This window comes from Phocaeicola sp. GP0067, assembly GCF_031119655.1.
GTDB classification, from domain to species: domain Bacteria; phylum Bacteroidota; class Bacteroidia; order Bacteroidales; family Bacteroidaceae; genus Phocaeicola; species Phocaeicola vulgatus.
In genome coordinates, this window is sequence record NZ_JAVHZY010000023.1 from 19,064 (window position 1) to 35,540 (window position 16,477).

Consider the following 16,477-nt stretch of genomic DNA (forward strand, 5'->3'; position numbering starts at 1 on the left):
CCAGAAATATTAGAGTTCTTAATTTCACTATTCTATGAATTTTAATTTATATTTGCAGCATGAAAACAGATGTATTAAAAATACTCGGAAAAATTATTCCTACTGCTATCTTCGTCCTGTTGTTGCCATTCTCCATTATTTACATGGCAATAAGCAAAGTCTGCTCTTTCATCCGAAAATTCTTTCCCCGATAAAGCGTACCGGAAACAAGAATGCAGCTTGCAGATATCTTGTACGTGTATGTTTCTCCTTATACATTCTATAAACGAAACGCAAATTCATCTTATCAACCCAGTTCGGATAATAGTGCATCCTATTCATTGCCGTTTGGTGAACAAAGCCACCACACGTAAAGCCGATGCCTTGGTAACCCATCTTTTTTACCTTAAGCAGAAACTTTTCCTGCATCAAGGCCCCCATACCTACTATCAGAAAATCCGGATTTAATTCGACTATATGAGAAGCTTCCTTATTCATTTCAGCATCCGAAGAGAAATATCCGTTCCTGAACCCTGCAATGCGTAACTCCGGATACTGCTCTTGAAATATCCTCACAGAACACTCCACTTGTTCTTGACCCGAGGCTACGATATAGAGCGTTTTACGGCTTTCCATGAGGTAATTCAACAATTCGGGAGCAAGGGAGGTCATATCAAAACTACGTCTGGTCACTCGCTTTCCGTATACTAATCTTATGGCAGAAACCAGTAAAGAGCCATCGGCAAAAATACCATCGAATTGTTCAAATAGGGATTTGTTTTCTAAAGCTATGAGGTAAGATACGGGGTTGAGAAAGGTGTAAATTCTGTTTTTCTGAGTAACCAAATGTAAAAACAGCAATTTATCTGTTTGTATGATTTTATTAAGCAATAGAGGGAGCATAAATTAAATGATAATTTATTTTTATGGAAGTTTATAATACTTCTTCAAACAGATTATACCACCTTGTAATAACAGAATCAATTGTAAAACATTTCGCCTTACACATGGCTTCCTTTGCCATTTCTTTTCTTAATTTTTCATTCTCGATTAGCAAGCTGATGCAGTCAATTGTTTTTTGACTATTATAAGGTATCGGAGTTATTAAGCCAGACTTTCCATTGTCTATGATGTCATATATAGCTTCATAACTTCCATACACAACTGGGACCACTCCATAACTCATACTTTCAATAACTACTAATCCAAACCCTTCTAAATCAGAAGTCAATAAAAATATAGAAGCTTCCTTATAATGTTGTATGGGAGGAGATACTTGAAAGCCTTTGAAACAAACACGTTGAATATCATATCTTCTAATATATTCTTCCAATGTACTTTTATAAGGGCCTTCTCCCACCAAAACAAGTTCCCAATCAACATATTTTTCATAAAGAACTTTCCAAGCTTCCACTATTCTATTTACTCGTTTATTTTCATAATCCATTCTTCCTACATATAACAGCTGCTTCTTCTTCTGTTTTAACTCCCATTCTTCAAAATACACAGGAATAGTAACAGGATTGCCTATTGCTATAATATTCTCAGTTCTCTTTATATGTGCATAATCACTTAACGGCTTGATAAAATGAGATGAAAGAAGAACATATTTTTCACAATGGCTACAATTATAACGAATGCTAGCTTTTACCAACTCTTCTTTTAGATACATTATAGCATGATATATGTATTTCAAAAAAGGGTTATAAACTGTTTCACATTTATCACGTGCCTTAATAATTAATTTAGACGTATTTGGAGCACCATGTAATACCGAAATCAATTTACATGATGTTCTTTTTATAGCCACTCTACACAGTAATGTTGACATAAAAGGAAGTCCCCACTGATTAATTATAATATCAATTTTTTCATTTATAATTAATCGATGTAACTTCCTCATATTTTTTATAGAACAAACAGGATAGTCTAATTTGACAAGCTTTACATCTGGTAGTAATTGACAAGCTAGTTCAATATGCGGTTGTTCTATTGAAGCTATGATAACACCATGTCCATCCTTTATAAAACGATTGGCAAGTACAGTTGTCACTACCTCAACACCACCATAATTAGGATAAACACGATAAAAAAACAATATATTCATATTACCATTCTCTTTATTACTGTAATAATGAAGCTAGAAATGCAATTTGTTTGTCCTGCATTTCTTTTAATCCTTCTATGCTGACAAGTCTTTCCCTTACATCAGGAATTTTCGCATTTTCAAACAAGGCTATCCTAGGACTATTGCTAAACAATCTTGCTTTATTTCCAAATGCCAAAGTAGGGATACAAGCATGTACTCTATCAGAATAAACTTCTGAAGCATTCCGGTAAAGGAGTAAATAATCCATTGGATTATCAGATACTATCACTCCATTTTTTACTAACTTACTAACTTTTGTATAAGGAAAAGGCTTATGATAAGAATAAACAATATTCTTTTCTTTAAAAATATTTTTCAGTTCTTCTTTTATCCTATAATGCTTAGGTTCTTCAATATTCAATACTACATACGGTGTTAAATCAGTATCTATTTGGGGTAAATTAAGTAAATTCACAAAGAACACATTATCTATTCCATTATAACTATTTTTTGTAAAATTTGCATAGTACTTATAGGCAAGGCTATCACGGGTCATTATAGCGTAAGGCCGCAATTTTCTTAAATATTCAGAAACAAATTTGACTTCATATTCTGTATAGAAGTTTCCGCTTGCACCTAAAAAAATAATCTTACTTCCTTGTTCTGCTTTTCTCTTTATTAAATCTCCATAAATCGTAAAAAATGGAACAGTTAATACACATCCCGGAATTATAAAATAATCACATTTAACCATACTGGCCATACTAAAGATATTTTGCGTTTTTACCGTTTTGTATGAACGGTCATGAAGCTTTTTAGCAGCCCTTTGCATGGTATGTACCCATAACCAATTTATTATTGGGTTTTCTTTCAGCATGAACATTTGTCCCATTGTAGCTGCAAAATTAGCATTTGAGCTAACTTTAAATAATTCAGCATTAAGCGGTAATGCTTTCATCAAAGCAGCTTCAGCACCCAAATCTATAAATCCGTTACCAATATTATTAAATGTAACAGAAGTCAACAATGCAATTTTCTTTTCTAACATATTAATAGTAAACTAATTTGTATGTAGTTATATTTCTTTCCAATCATGCGGTTTATTCTCTCATCAGTTCCCTAAACAGGTCTAACCATTTTTGCATTACCTTTGGTTTTGAAAAGCATTTTCCCGACATATAAGCCTGCTTACCCATATCTTCTAGTAATACTTTATTTTCTATCAATTTTATACAAGCTTCCGCCAAGGCATTTACATCATTATCCGGCACTAAAAATCCATTCTTACCATTGTCTATGATACTATTTGCTCCAGTAATGTCAAAACTAACACAAGGCAAGCCACAATTCATCGCCTCCACCAATACCAACGGGAAACCTTCATACAAAGATGACATGACAAAAAAAGAAGAATGAGAATATACTTCACCTATACTAGGTGAAACACCTTTCAGATGAACAACTGATGAAAGATGCAAAGCATCAATTTGTCGTTGAAGACTTTCTCGCAGACTTCCTTCACCCCAAATTTCCAATTGCCAGTCCGGACACTTTTGTGCAACTATCACCCAAGCTGCAATCAATCGATTATAACCTTTTACAGATTCTAATCTACCTGCTGATATAGCAACTTTGCTTTTTCTACCATTTCTTTCATGTAGTTGTATATTGCTAAAATTAGGTATTACAAATATATTCGGTAAATTCCACATTTTCTTGTCAGACTCTGTTAATGCAATTACCTTATCGAATTTTGTCAAACAACACTTTCTTAAATATTGAACTAAAAATTTCTTTCCTCGCGATTTAAAAATTTCCTCATCTAATATCTGTTGTCCTTTATAAGAAAAATGAAACTCATGGATCTTCTTTATCCGCCGACAAATAAATGGTAATATCCATATCAATAAAGGAGCATTGGCATTGACAGCAATATCTATCTTATATTTTTTAAATATGTGACGTATAATACTTATATTTTTCCATACTCTATTAATTTTCTTTCCAAAGCCTACCTTCCACTCTATATCAATAGGTAACAGTTGAATGTTCGGGTGCAAAGGATATATAGGTTTTTCCTGTCCATTACCATAATATGCCAAAAAAAGCCGTCCTTCCATATTTTCCGCCAAATAATTCATCTTGTCTGACACTATACGGAATATACCTCCTGCAATGGTAATATTGGGAACAAAATAAATGATATTCATTATTTACTTTTTATCCATGAAATTACTAGTAATAATAATCGCTCTGCCCATTTGAATCTCCAAACAATAGTTTTAACACTCCACAACTCGGCCAAACATGTATCGTAATCATGATGTATAAATGCATTTTTTGCATGTATATACACAACTAAAATCACATACTTTCTATAATAAGAACTTTCCGATGTAAAGTTAAACCACTCGTAATAAGGAAATTCTCCATTTTTAGAATAATCTGATGTAAGACTATCAGATAACCCTGTTCTATAAAAGACTTTCGGAAGGTTCAAATAGGCTACATCATAATTCAACGCTATTCTAAGCCAAAGGTCCAAATCCTCACCACGCTTAATACCTACTCGAAACATTGGTATCTCCTTTATCATTTCTTTTTTTAAGCACAAGGAGCTAGTCCAGCAAATGGATAATCCATTCATTACGGATTCTTTAAAATAATCATGAACAAGGAAGTGTGTGTGTTCGTTAATCAATACATTACGAAGTTTCCGTTTCCCCTTTTCCAAAGAGTAGAAAGCAGTAGAATAAATCCCAGCATCAGGATAGATTTCTATCAACTTCTTTTGGCATTCCAAATAATCAGATTCCCAAATATCATCTGCATCCAGAAAAGCAATATAATCATATTTAGCATGCATAATACCATAGTTACGTGCTGCTGATACACCTTCGTTTTCTTTTGTATAAATATGAATTCGTTCATCCTGAAAACTAGAAGCCACTTCCAAACTATTATCTGTCGATGAATCATTCACCACGATTACTTCATAATCACAATATGTTTGATTCAGAACTGACTTCAGTGTTTCTGCAATATAATCAGCCTTGTTATATAGAGGAATAATAATAGAGAACATTATCTTTTTAATAAATTAAGTTTCTGACTCTTATATATAATGAGCAAAAATATAATCGGAAAATTTATATATAATCCCACTGTTAATGATACGAAAGAAGCCAATACCCAGATACCAACAAAAACCATGTTGAACTTTCTATATGAAGGCAATAATTTGCACATTGAAATTATCAGCCATAGATATCCCAATATACCTAACAAACCACGTTCAATCAACAAATAAAATAATTGAGACTCCGCACCTGCAAGTTCCGGGATTGATATATCTGTCATTAAATAATAAATCATACTCAAGCCACCACCAAATATAGGGTTTTGTAAAAACAGAAAAAGAGAAATATCTAATTGTCTCATTCTCATATCCATAGAGCTTCCACCAACATCATAATTACCCGTAAAATCAAATATGGAATGATATACATTTAATATATAATCAGAAAACGGCAAGACCATAATTAAAAAGATAGAAAAAGCGATTAATAGAGTTTTAGGCTTTCTTATATAGTCAAATTGCAACAATCCAAATACTAATGCAAGAATAGTGGCACGTGAATTAGCAAGAAAAACACCGATAAGAAGCAAACACAAAGTCTTAATATAAGATTTCCTTGATATAAATACTCCTTCATATTTACTATAGAAGAAGGTAAGAAAATAAAAGAATACAACGCACGCATCTCCAAATGTTATGGGAAAATGAAAAAATGAATTATATCGCCCATATCCATATCGGATATCATTGGTATGATCTACCCAAAAAGATAAATCAGTCTGAGATTGCAGCCAATATAGAATTATATTATAATTTAATAGAAACTCTATAATTCCATATATACATAACACCCAAAACACTTTCAAATAAAGATTTACAATTAATTTAATATCGTTCTTTGTTCGCAAAAAATAGATAAATGCAAGTGGCAAAAGTATTTCATTTGATATTGTTTTCCACAACACATACAATGAAGTCCGTTCCGTTCCATACAAAGCAATTAATAACAACAATATAAAATTACCAAACAAAGGTAAAAACAATGGATTGCAGAATATAGCTTTCCTTGCATCTTTCCGACCAAGAATATACCCGTATATAACAAAATTTATCGCATCACAAAGACCAATATACGTACCCCCTATTCTTACAACAGGAAGCATTGTAAAAAACAAAGACAATGGTATTATATAAAGAACAGCCTTCTTTTTATATCTTATAAAAAAAATAATAAAGAGCAGAAAAATAAGCTGAGTAATTATCATCTATCCATTTTTTAGATTCCACACCATGATTCAGGAAAAATATCAGGAGTAAATGTATTATACCACTTTGAGGGATAAATCACCATATTAGTTTTTTTATTTAATCGTGCCGCCCAATAACTAAAAGTACTATTGGCTATAATGTTGTATTTGCAGGAAGACATCAAATACATGTCATAGATGCTGGATTCTCCTGTATTCCAATTCACATAAACAGCATTGGGTATATCCAAATGAGTTTGTACCCAGCTAATATCATCAGAAAAAACATAGAAGACAGCATCATTTACTTTCTCTGTTATTATTCTTATGGCATCATGATAATATTTCTGCGTACAAATATTTCCAAATATAACCAAATTTTGTTTGGTCATGTAGTCACCTCTTCTTATATGCACGCCAACACTATTTGAGTTTTGAATATCCTTCAGCAATGATTGGTTCTTTTCCGACAAAAGAAGATGTTTAAAATCAATAGTATTTTCGTCATAATACTTTTTGTCTAAAAAATATCCAGCTTGAAACAAATGATTAGGATATTGATACTCTACAGAACCTACTACATATATTTTCCAATGGTATAATTTTGATAAAATGGTTTTAAACAGAATTATCCAAAACCTACTACATTTTTTCAAATCATCAGTTTTAAAATATTTATCTAATTCAAATCCATTATGGCTCACATTATACCAAGCATCATTGTAGAAATAAAAGGTTTCATCCTTTCTTGAAAGGTATTTATAAAATGCATACTGAAAGAGTTGATTACCCAGTCCTCCTTTGAACACTACTATTTTCATAAATAAACTATTTAAATATTCTTACTATTTTAACCATTATTGCAAGCCCCTTTTTTACTAAAAATCTTATCCAATGATTATTAAATAAAAAAAGAGCGTTTTCAATAAATTCTTCTCCCAAACAGGATAAACACTGATAATCATTGACAATATAAGCTGGGAGTAGATCTTTAAGCACTTTTTCGCGTTCTTCTTTTATCCGGTTGTTATCACTGCTGGCTCCTCTGGGATTACATATCACAATAACATTGTTATACGCAGCCACACTATGCCCACCTAAAACGATTGATTGTAAATAGAATTTCCAGTCTGATACTATTTTTAAAGATGTATCATAATAATACTTTTTTAATAAAGAGGCCCTTATAAAGCAACTTTGATGAGGTATGGTAGTTATATAAAAATGCAGAAGATTATATCTTCGAGGTAATACACTGCGTGATACTATTTTATTATGTTCATTAACATGTAAATCCTGACCAACTATTATATCTGCCACATGATTAAAGTCCATGACCTGTTTCAATATAGATGAGGAACAAAATTTATCACCTGCATTGATAAAATTACAATATTCTCCATGCGAATAAGCAATTCCTTTATTCATCGCATCATAAATTCCCTTATCCGACTCACTCACCCAATAAGCGATTTTATCCGCATACTTTTTTATTACATTAACCGTTCCATCCGTACTTCCACCGTCAATGATGATATACTCAATATTCAGATAAGTTTGGTTAATGACGGAAAGAATGGTTTGTTCAATTGTTAAAACTGCATTATAAGAAACAGTTATGACAGAAATTAGGGGATAATTCATATTGTTTTTCATTTCACTTCAGCCAAATTCCTTTAGCCGTACCATTTATCATCTTCAATATCTGCACTCTTCCAATAAAGGCCTGCAAAATAAATACCGTAGTAGGAACTATCAGTATACCTTCTATACCATAATACTTACAACAATACTTCATCAACGGAATAGAAACCAAAGCAAATGACAAATAAATGATTAGTTGCAAACGTATTTTGCTCGTTCCATTAATAAGAAACATATACATATTTCCTCCCGTCTGACATAATACATATATTGCCATACAAAATGATAATGAAAAAGATACAGCTACAGAATCACCAATCCAAAATTTATATAAGAGATCAGAACTCAGTACCATTAAAACTAAAATAGGAATACATAACAACCATAATTTCTCCAGTTTTTCTAGCGTACCACGCATCCAATTATAATCTCTCTTAATATAAGCATCAGTAAATGCTGACCAAAACGGAGTCAAAATAATATTTGCAGCCATGTTAAGTACATTAAAATACTTATAAGCAATATTATATTGCGTAACTGCTTCTGGGCCTTGCACTCTTGACAAAATGATATTAGTAAGTTGAAAAATAAAAAGCATAGAAAACATAACAACAAAAAACTGTCCACCCAAACCAACAACACTCCGCACCAACGAAAAGCGAACGTCACGCAACGAAGGGGCTACAATCTTGTATTTTTTAGTTTGATACACAATAATAGAAACAATTAAAAGAAACAGGCACGGTATAGCTGAAAAAGAAACAGCCAAAGCACTCAGACTTCCCTTTGTGGTTTTAGTCAATACATAGACACAAGCAAAAGCCAGTACCTGACCACTTGTACTTATAAGCGAAGCTAAAGCAGGCTTTTGATCTGCCGTCAGCATGGTAGTAAAGACACTTGCCACAATGTTCAGGCAAAAGAAGCATGCCAACAAACCGAAAACCAGACTCAGCTCATCCTTATAAACAGGATCAATATTTAAAATACGACTCCAATCCAAATAATTATTCACCACCAAGGTTATCAATAAAATTACGGAAAAGAGCAAGAAGAGCACTGCATATGTAGTACTGACATATTCTTTTGCCAACTTCATATCCCCTTTTGCTTTTGCCTCAGCAAAACGATTACGAAATCCGTGGGCAAACCCCAAATCAAAATAAGACAGCCAGGCAATAATGGAACTCAACGTCAGCCAAATGCCATACTTCGTAGGATTAACATAACCGATGGTCAATGGAACGACCTGCAAGGAAACTAAAATACTTATACATTTCAACACTAATGAAACGGCGATATTTTTCTTCACCGCAACACTACGCTCATTCCCCTTAGTGAAATAAGCACTAACTTTATCTTTTATATACTGAAACTTCATACGTTTATGATTGTATCACTAGCAAGATATGCAATCTTCCGCCTGCAACATTACTAATCTTACACCCCACACATTAGTAACGTGTGGGGTGACACGTTACCAACCTTCCGGCATACACGTTACTAACCCTTAAAAGATCCTGTTCTTTTCCGAAAAGAACAAGGTCTTTAAAAAAAAGAACAGGACGTTTTCATTGAAAGAACAAGAGCTTTTAAAAATTTGACCTGTTATTTTTTCCATAACGGTATCTACATGCCGAAACGCCTTTTTTTTCCTTCAGATCTTTCAGCCACTCCGCAAACACCCTGCCTGTCGGCATTCCGGCTGAAGGATATGCATTGTGAAATGTTTCAGCCGGAAAATATCCTTCAGGAAAAACGATTCCCTAAGAATCGGAGGAAGATCAGTTCGGCTGAAACATTCCACCCCCAGCTGAAGGATTCCTGAACCCAATCCTTCAGCCGGAATGCCCACGGGTAGGGCGTTTGCGAGCAGGCTGAAGCTTTTGAAGGATTTTTCAGGGTATTCCCTATAGAGCATGACGGATGACCATATTCCATTGAAAAAAGTAAGATATCTTCGTAAGCAAAGTAACACCACTTACTTGGTCCACGAAGTCCGCATACTTTTCTTTACAACAAAACAGACCTCACAGCCATCTCATGCCAATGACGATAATCCCCCATCGGCAAAACATGCTCCGACCACACTTTCCGGTAAATTCCATCGTGCAAAATGATGTACTCACCCAAACAGCCCTCCGCCTCATCGGCAGGAACAGAAACCATCACCACATATTCCACACAATCCGGGACACGAAACAAAGTCAGCTCACTTTTAGAAAACAAACCGCTCAACCTACAGGCGGAACGCTCGAAAGCCACCCAATACGCGCCAATGTCATACAGATGAATGAATTTATCATTATTCTTTTCCCTGGCTAAAATTTCCTTATACTGATTCTGAATCAGCTGCTGGAGCCGGATGCCTGACGGCATGAATGTGGTTCTACACATTATTATACATAAGATTTATATTATCAGATCATTTACTTCCCCATTAATCAAGGGATAACAATATTTAACGTAGCAAATGAAGTCATCTCTTCTTCGGCTCTTCTATCACTTCTATCAAGTCCGGCGAAAGCGTCGCCATGGCCATGGCTATCACCCCTTGCAGACTGATAACCACACGACGGTCTCTCGCACCTTTCACCTTTACAAACACCCCCTCGTAGCCCTCGAAGTCACCACCCGTAATACGGACTTTCGTACCTTTACGCAGGTTCACCTCATCGGGACTGAAGAAGATAAGATGCTCGTCATACGTTCCAGCCACAGCGATAAACTGCCTCATCTGATCATCGGGCACAATGATTTTCTGCCCGTTGCGGATATCAATCATATATTGAAAATACGGAAGTTTGAACTTCACCTTCTGAAGTTCGGACTGGACGGAATGAACAAATATCAGATCACTGATAACGGGAACCAGCTCACGCCTCTTGCGCCCGTTCCTTATACGAACTTCGTAACGCATGGGAATGAAATTGTTGATTCCTTCTTTATCCAACAAAGCCTTGATCTGCATCCCCCGGCGATAAGTGGCACGCATGGCAAACCATTGCATTTTTTCACTTGAAAGCATAGTTATGGAGCTTTGAAGTACAGATATATATCTGCATTTCAATCAATTACGAGAAGTTTCGTAAAGTACAAGAGGAATCGGCCTCTTGTGATTAAGCTGACCGGAGAAAAGCTATTTCAACAAATGGAGGATGGGAATCCGCACGATGTAGATGCAGCCTGTCGGGTCAACCGATGACCTTCCGCAGATTCCCGAACCGGACGGTTCTTATGTGTTAAATCAGAATTTATAATACCTATATATAAAAAAAGCGCGGGAATCTGTACCTGTTACTCGTCCCGCCCTACAAGGCCTTCGCATTGCCCAATCCAGTCTGAACGAGCAACGCAGAAGCCCACGCCGATATGTATAATGACACTTGAATGCACCTTTGACCGGCAAAGGCGCACCAAGGATATAAACATACCCCGCAGACACCTACTGTTGCTTTGTTTTGGCTGGATTTTAGAATTTGCGAAGTTCTGTAGAGCCAAGAACAAAACGTCAAGTAAACGTCTTTTCTATATATGTATATTTCCCACCTCCCTAACTTCCTTGCGGAAGTACCGGCGTGGAAAACGTGGCAAAGATAGCAATTTAATAAATAGGACGAAAATATATTCCGCTATTTTTAGTGATGTTTCTTTATTACTCAAAAAACAAACAAGAAACAGATTATCGGTATACTTACCTTGATGCAAATTCTTCCGGACGCATCATCGCCCAGATGGTAAGATATAAGATACAGCAAACAAGGCTACCTGGTACTCGGTACACGCCTACCCTGTCTGCATCACATGCTTGCCCGGTTCTTGGTATGAACTTGGCTTGTTCACCGCATCTCCCTGACGGATGCAAAAACGTCACGCAGCAACATAGCCGTATTTGTTTATTCTAGCCATATCTTCCTTATATTTAATTATCTTTCTGTTGAAACTATGATTGTGGAAAAATTAACATAAAAAAGGCGTGAAACCAAATGGAATCACACCTAAACTATTATTAAGAGATTAATCAAACGGCAAGTAATTCTTTTCCCAAAAGATGGAGAGCCTCTTTAATCTGCATCTTCCTTATATCACTCGGCTTTTTAATACCATAGATATACTTGGAAAGAAGACTCTTGTTTATTCCCATACTACGTGCAACCTCTGACACATTTAGTTGAGGGAAACGTTTAAATATCATTGCTATCTCATTTTCATAATCCGGCTCCGCTGTATCGAAAAAACTGGATATATGAATATCCTCATCCAATGATTCCCAACGAACATCGTCACCAAACTTTCCTATCTTGAAATCAAGGCGCTCTCTGTCACTTGCATCCTTCAGCAAAGGGAATGCCTCTAAGGGACGGCTGAAAGTTTCTCCACCATCCGTTTTCATATAAATGCGGTTAGCATCAAACCAAATGTCTTTTATTGTATCCATAACTTTCAGTTTTAATAATCATTCTCCATGATATTTTTAATTTTACTAATACAATATAGGGATAAATATTTATCCCCACAAATAAATAAGCAAAAAAATAGCGACAACTCTTTTCGAACCACCGTTCCATAACCTATGATGTACAAAGGAACTGATTTCCCTCCTGTTTTCCTAACAATCATCATCCGGCACACGGGTTCTTGCGTGTCAGAGCAGAGCTGCCATTTAATTGGAAAGATAATAATTATCTAAAGAATATATTTGTAGTTAAAAAGTTTCCTACACAAGAAACTTTATCTATTTTTGTGGTATGAATACGAATTTGCAAAAAATAGGAGAACTTTTGGCCCAATGCCGAAAAAACAAAGGATTGACACAAGAAGAAGTCGGGGTGATGATTGGCGTCCAAAAAGCAATGGTTTCCAAAGTGGAAAACGGTCTGTGTGTTAATTTTGGCACTGTCAACCGCATAGCGGAGGCGTTGGGTGTCGAACCGATAGTGGCGCTCAAGTCCAAAAAGAAAGCGGACAAGAACCTAATCGATTATGTGATGACGGTCATTGTCGAATTTGCGCGCCGTCACGATTTGACAATCCGGGAGGCAAGCAATTATATCAGACGTTTCAAAGGCATTGATTTTCTCACCGAATTTTACGATGTGGAACACACGCTTTCTTTTAACGACTGTGTGGATGACCTGACCATCGTCTGCCAAAACAATGGAGGAACATTGCGATGATACTTTACCACGGTTCAAATACGGCAATCGACGGCATCGACCTCAACAGATGCCGCCCCTATAAGGATTTCGGCAGAGGATTTTACCTGACCGACATTAGGGAACAGGCCCAAAGGATGGCCGCAAGAACAGCGCGGATGTTCAGCGGAAACCCCACTCTGACTATGTTTGAGTTTGACCTCGAAGAAGCGCAGTCGAGCGAATTGAAAGTCAAGGTTTTCAAGGAGCCAGACTGGGAATGGGCACGTTTTGTCATGTCGAACCGCGATATAAACACTACTCAGCCTTGCCACGATTACGATATCGTAATTGGCCCTGTTGCCGATGATACCATTGCGCGCTTGCTACGTTTATACACCGAGAATTTTATTAACGAAGAACAACTATTGCACGAACTGACATTTTCGAAAGTGACTTCACAATATTTCTTTCACTCAGAGGCAGCGATTAAAATGCTGAAACGACTATGAACACGAATACCGCAAAATTCCTCTTTGAAGGAATATCCGCCGATGTAGTCCGTTACTTGGTGGAACGTAATGATATGGATTTGCAGGAAGCCATCTCCACATTCCACAATTCGGAGACATTCGTCAAACTGGAAGACTTCTCCACCGGCCTGTATATCGAAAGCCCGGCATACGTCTATGACCTGCTGATGTCGGAACTGAAAAACGGAAAGCTGGTGCAATAACAATAGGGCATTATTTATCTTCTGGTCATTTTATTCTTCAATCCATTCTACAATTTCCTGTGAAAGCGGACTGGTAGTAGAGCCGATTGAGGCAACCCATCTACCATTTTCATCAATCAGAAACTTATGAAAGTTCCACCCTATCTTAGCATCCGAAACCCCGTTTTCACTTTTATGCGTAAGCCATTGATAGAGGGGAGCTATATCTTTCCCTTTTACAGATATTTTAGCCATCATAGGAAAAGTCACTCCATAATTCAACGTACAAAACTCCTTGATTTCTTCATTCGTTCCGGGTTCCTGATGCAGGAAATTATTGGCAGGGAATCCGATAACGACAAAATCATCTTTTCCATATTTTTCATACAACTCCTCCAACTTGGCGTACTGGGGAGTGAAACCGCATTTAGATGCCACATTGACTACCAATACTTTCTTACCCTTGAACGTGGAAAGTGGCAAGTCCTTCCCGTCAATAGTCTTGACCGTAAAGTCATAAAAACTTTTTTGCTGTGCACCAGCTACCGATGTAATCATGGTTACAATTATGCTTAATATAAATGTTTTCATTTGAAATGCTATTTTATAATAGAACAATTCATGAAATTGAAAAGTTTTCTCTGAAAGAAAAGATTGGCGGATACCTATCGGACAGCTTCCTCCATGTTACCAAAAAGAAAGAACCTTTGTTTTTTGGAGAAGCAGGGAAAAGAAAGTATCTTTGTATGCTATACATATCTCTTTTACCAGAGTTTATTCATAAAAAAAATAATATAACTAATGGAATATGCACCTTCAAACAGGAAACGATTGCCATACGGTATGATGAACTTTGCAGACATCCGTTTCGACAATTATTATTATGTGGACAAAACCGCCTTCATCCCACTGATAGAACAGTCGGACCGGTTTTTCTTCTTCATCCGTCCCCGGCGATTTGGCAAAAGTCTGACCTTGAGCATGCTGCAACATTATTATGATGTACGCACCCGCGATAAGTTTGACGCCCTGTTCGGAGACCTCTACATAGGAAAGCACCCCACGCCGGACCGCAACACCTATCTGGTGCTGAAACTCAATTTTTCCGGTATCAGCGGGGAATTGCACAACTACCGTCAAGGGCTGGACGCACATTGCCAGACCATGTTCGACTATTTCTGCGATATCTATGCCGACTATCTCCCACAAGGTATCAAGGAGAAGCTGGATGAAAAATCAGGAGCGGTAGAACAATTGGAATATCTGTTTACGGAGTGCAACAAGACTGAGCAGAAAATTTATCTTTTTATCGATGAGTATGACCACTTTACCAATGCCATTCTCTCCGATGCCGAAAGCCTGCACCGATACACTGAAGAAACACACAAAGAGGGTTACCTGCGCGCATTCTTCAACAAAGTGAAAGCCGGAACTGATTCCTGCATCAAGCGTTGCTTCATTACCGGAGTAAGCCCCGTAACCATGGATGATCTCACCAGCGGATTCAATATAGGTACCAATTACTCCCTCTCACCGGAGTTCAACGAAATGACAGGGTTCACGGAAAAGGAAGTGCGTGAGATGCTGACGTATTATTCCACAAACAGTCCGTTCAACCATACCGTCGGTCAACTGATAGATATCATGAAGCCGTGGTATGACAACTACTGCTTCGCACCGGAATGCTACGGAGAAACAACCCTGTACAATTCCAACATGGTTCTCTATTTTGTCAAGAACTATATTCTGCGAGGCAAAGCGCCACAGAAAATGATAGAAAGCAACATACGCATAGACTACGAAAAACTCCGGATGCTGATTCGCAAGGACAAGGAGTTTGCTCATGATGCATCCATCATACAAACCCTGGTAAGTCAAGGATATATCACCGGAGAACTGAAGGATAGCTTTCCGGCTGCGAATATTGTCGATCCGGACAATTTCATAAGTCTGCTCTATTATTTCGGTATGCTTACCATCAGCGGAATGCATAAAGGAAAAAACAAACTCACCATTCCCAATCAGGTAGTGGAAGAGCAACTATACACCTATTTGCTGAATACATACAATGAGGCCGACCTTAGTTTCAGCAGTTATGAGAAAGACGAACTGGCCTCGGCTTTGGCATACGATGGTAACTGGCAGGCCTACTTCGGTTACATAGCCGACTGTCTGAAACGTTACGCTTCACAACGTGACAAACAGAAAGGAGAGTTTTTCGTACATGGATTCACACTGGCCATGACAGCGCAAAACCGCTTCTACCGCCCTATTTCTGAAGCGGATACACAAGAAGGATACGCTGATCTTTTCCTGTGTCCTTTGCTGGAAATCTATCCGGACATGAAGCACAGTTATATCATAGAGTTGAAATATGCCAAATACAAAGATTCTGAAAGTCGTGTGGAAGAACTGAGGCTGGAAGGGATCGCTCAGGCAAATCGTTATGCTGATTCCGACCGGGTGAAGAATGCTGTGGGCACCACACAGCTACACAAAATAGTAGTGGTCTATAAAGGAATGGAAATGAGAGTGTGTGAAGAGATAGTACCTTTGCATGAAACGTACAACTAAAGATATCTTTAAAGA

General features: G+C 36.9%; 17 protein-coding genes. 4 read left to right on the forward strand and 13 right to left on the reverse strand.

The features are described from left to right. Positions 1-168 precede the first annotated feature (168 nt). The 12 genes from RE317_RS15730 to RE317_RS15785 all read right to left on the reverse strand — a co-directional run bounded on the left by RE317_RS15730 (position 169) and on the right by RE317_RS15785 (position 12,476). Entirely contained in the window at positions 169-882 is a 714-nt protein-coding gene (locus RE317_RS15730; protein WP_032937833.1) for a WecB/TagA/CpsF family glycosyltransferase, read from the reverse strand. A 31-nt stretch (positions 883-913) separates the two neighbouring features. After that, positions 914-2,086 carry a glycosyltransferase gene (locus RE317_RS15735; protein ID WP_005839992.1) on the reverse strand — a complete coding sequence of 391 codons (1,173 nt, stop codon included), beginning with the start codon at positions 2,084-2,086 and terminating at the stop codon, positions 914-916. A gap of 16 nt (positions 2,087-2,102) precedes the next feature. Continuing rightward, positions 2,103-3,116: a polysaccharide pyruvyl transferase family protein gene (locus RE317_RS15740; RefSeq protein WP_117874000.1), complete on the reverse strand. Its 1,014-nt coding sequence runs from the start codon at positions 3,114-3,116 to the stop codon at positions 2,103-2,105. A 52-nt stretch (positions 3,117-3,168) separates the two neighbouring features. Beyond that, entirely contained in the window at positions 3,169-4,278 is a 1,110-nt protein-coding gene (locus RE317_RS15745) for a glycosyltransferase family 4 protein (RefSeq protein WP_005839986.1), read from the reverse strand. Continuing rightward, complete coding sequence (locus RE317_RS15750; protein ID WP_117874002.1) at positions 4,278-5,153, reverse strand: glycosyltransferase family A protein; 876 nt, start codon at positions 5,151-5,153, stop codon at positions 4,278-4,280. The genes RE317_RS15745 and RE317_RS15750 overlap by 1 nt, the downstream gene beginning before the upstream one ends. Then, positions 5,153-6,412, reverse strand: a complete 1,260-nt coding sequence (locus tag RE317_RS15755; protein ID WP_008781572.1) for an O-antigen ligase — start codon at positions 6,410-6,412, stop codon at positions 5,153-5,155. Before RE317_RS15755 ends, RE317_RS15750 begins: the two co-directional genes overlap by 1 nt. An 11-nt stretch (positions 6,413-6,423) precedes the next feature. After that, a complete protein-coding gene (locus RE317_RS15760) occupies positions 6,424-7,215 on the reverse strand; it encodes an alpha-1,2-fucosyltransferase (protein ID WP_005839979.1) in 792 nt (263 codons plus the stop codon). A 7-nt stretch (positions 7,216-7,222) separates the two neighbouring features. Then, entirely contained in the window at positions 7,223-8,050 is an 828-nt protein-coding gene (locus RE317_RS15765) for a glycosyltransferase family 2 protein (protein WP_005839976.1), read from the reverse strand. A 1-nt stretch (position 8,051) separates the two neighbouring features. Next, a complete protein-coding gene (locus RE317_RS15770) occupies positions 8,052-9,419 on the reverse strand; it encodes a lipopolysaccharide biosynthesis protein (protein WP_005839974.1) in 1,368 nt (455 codons plus the stop codon). 632 nt (positions 9,420-10,051) lie between these two features. Beyond that, positions 10,052-10,435 carry a hypothetical protein gene (locus RE317_RS15775; protein WP_008668760.1) on the reverse strand — a complete coding sequence of 128 codons (384 nt, stop codon included), beginning with the start codon at positions 10,433-10,435 and terminating at the stop codon, positions 10,052-10,054. Positions 10,436-10,517: 82 nt separating this feature from the next. Next, a complete protein-coding gene (locus RE317_RS15780; RefSeq protein ID WP_008668758.1) occupies positions 10,518-11,066 on the reverse strand; it encodes a UpxY family transcription antiterminator in 549 nt (182 codons plus the stop codon). A gap of 993 nt (positions 11,067-12,059) precedes the next feature. Continuing rightward, positions 12,060-12,476 (reverse strand): DUF2442 domain-containing protein, encoded by a 417-nt coding sequence (locus tag RE317_RS15785; RefSeq protein ID WP_005839966.1) that lies wholly within the window; start codon positions 12,474-12,476, stop codon positions 12,060-12,062. 310 nt (positions 12,477-12,786) lie between these two features. Here RE317_RS15785 and RE317_RS15790 point away from each other — a divergent pair, with 310 nt between their 5' ends. The 3 genes from RE317_RS15790 to RE317_RS15800 are packed head-to-tail and all read left to right on the forward strand — an operon-like array spanning position 12,787 to position 13,909. Further along, positions 12,787-13,215: a DUF3791 domain-containing protein gene (locus RE317_RS15790; RefSeq protein WP_005852645.1), complete on the forward strand. Its 429-nt coding sequence runs from the start codon at positions 12,787-12,789 to the stop codon at positions 13,213-13,215. After that, positions 13,212-13,685, forward strand: coding sequence for a DUF3990 domain-containing protein (locus tag RE317_RS15795; protein WP_005852647.1), 474 nt, complete (start codon positions 13,212-13,214; stop codon positions 13,683-13,685). The genes RE317_RS15790 and RE317_RS15795 overlap by 4 nt, the downstream gene beginning before the upstream one ends. Beyond that, positions 13,682-13,909, forward strand: coding sequence for a ubiquitin-associated-like domain-containing protein (locus RE317_RS15800; protein ID WP_005839961.1), 228 nt, complete (start codon positions 13,682-13,684; stop codon positions 13,907-13,909). Before RE317_RS15795 ends, RE317_RS15800 begins: the two co-directional genes overlap by 4 nt. A 30-nt stretch (positions 13,910-13,939) precedes the next feature. Here the strand turns inward: RE317_RS15800 and RE317_RS15805 are convergent, their stop codons facing one another. Then, positions 13,940-14,479: a glutathione peroxidase gene (locus RE317_RS15805; RefSeq protein WP_008668754.1), complete on the reverse strand. Its 540-nt coding sequence runs from the start codon at positions 14,477-14,479 to the stop codon at positions 13,940-13,942. A gap of 210 nt (positions 14,480-14,689) precedes the next feature. Here RE317_RS15805 and RE317_RS15810 point away from each other — a divergent pair, with 210 nt between their 5' ends. Further along, entirely contained in the window at positions 14,690-16,462 is a 1,773-nt protein-coding gene (locus tag RE317_RS15810) for an AAA family ATPase (RefSeq protein WP_008668751.1), read from the forward strand. Positions 16,463-16,477: the final 15 nt, after the last annotated feature.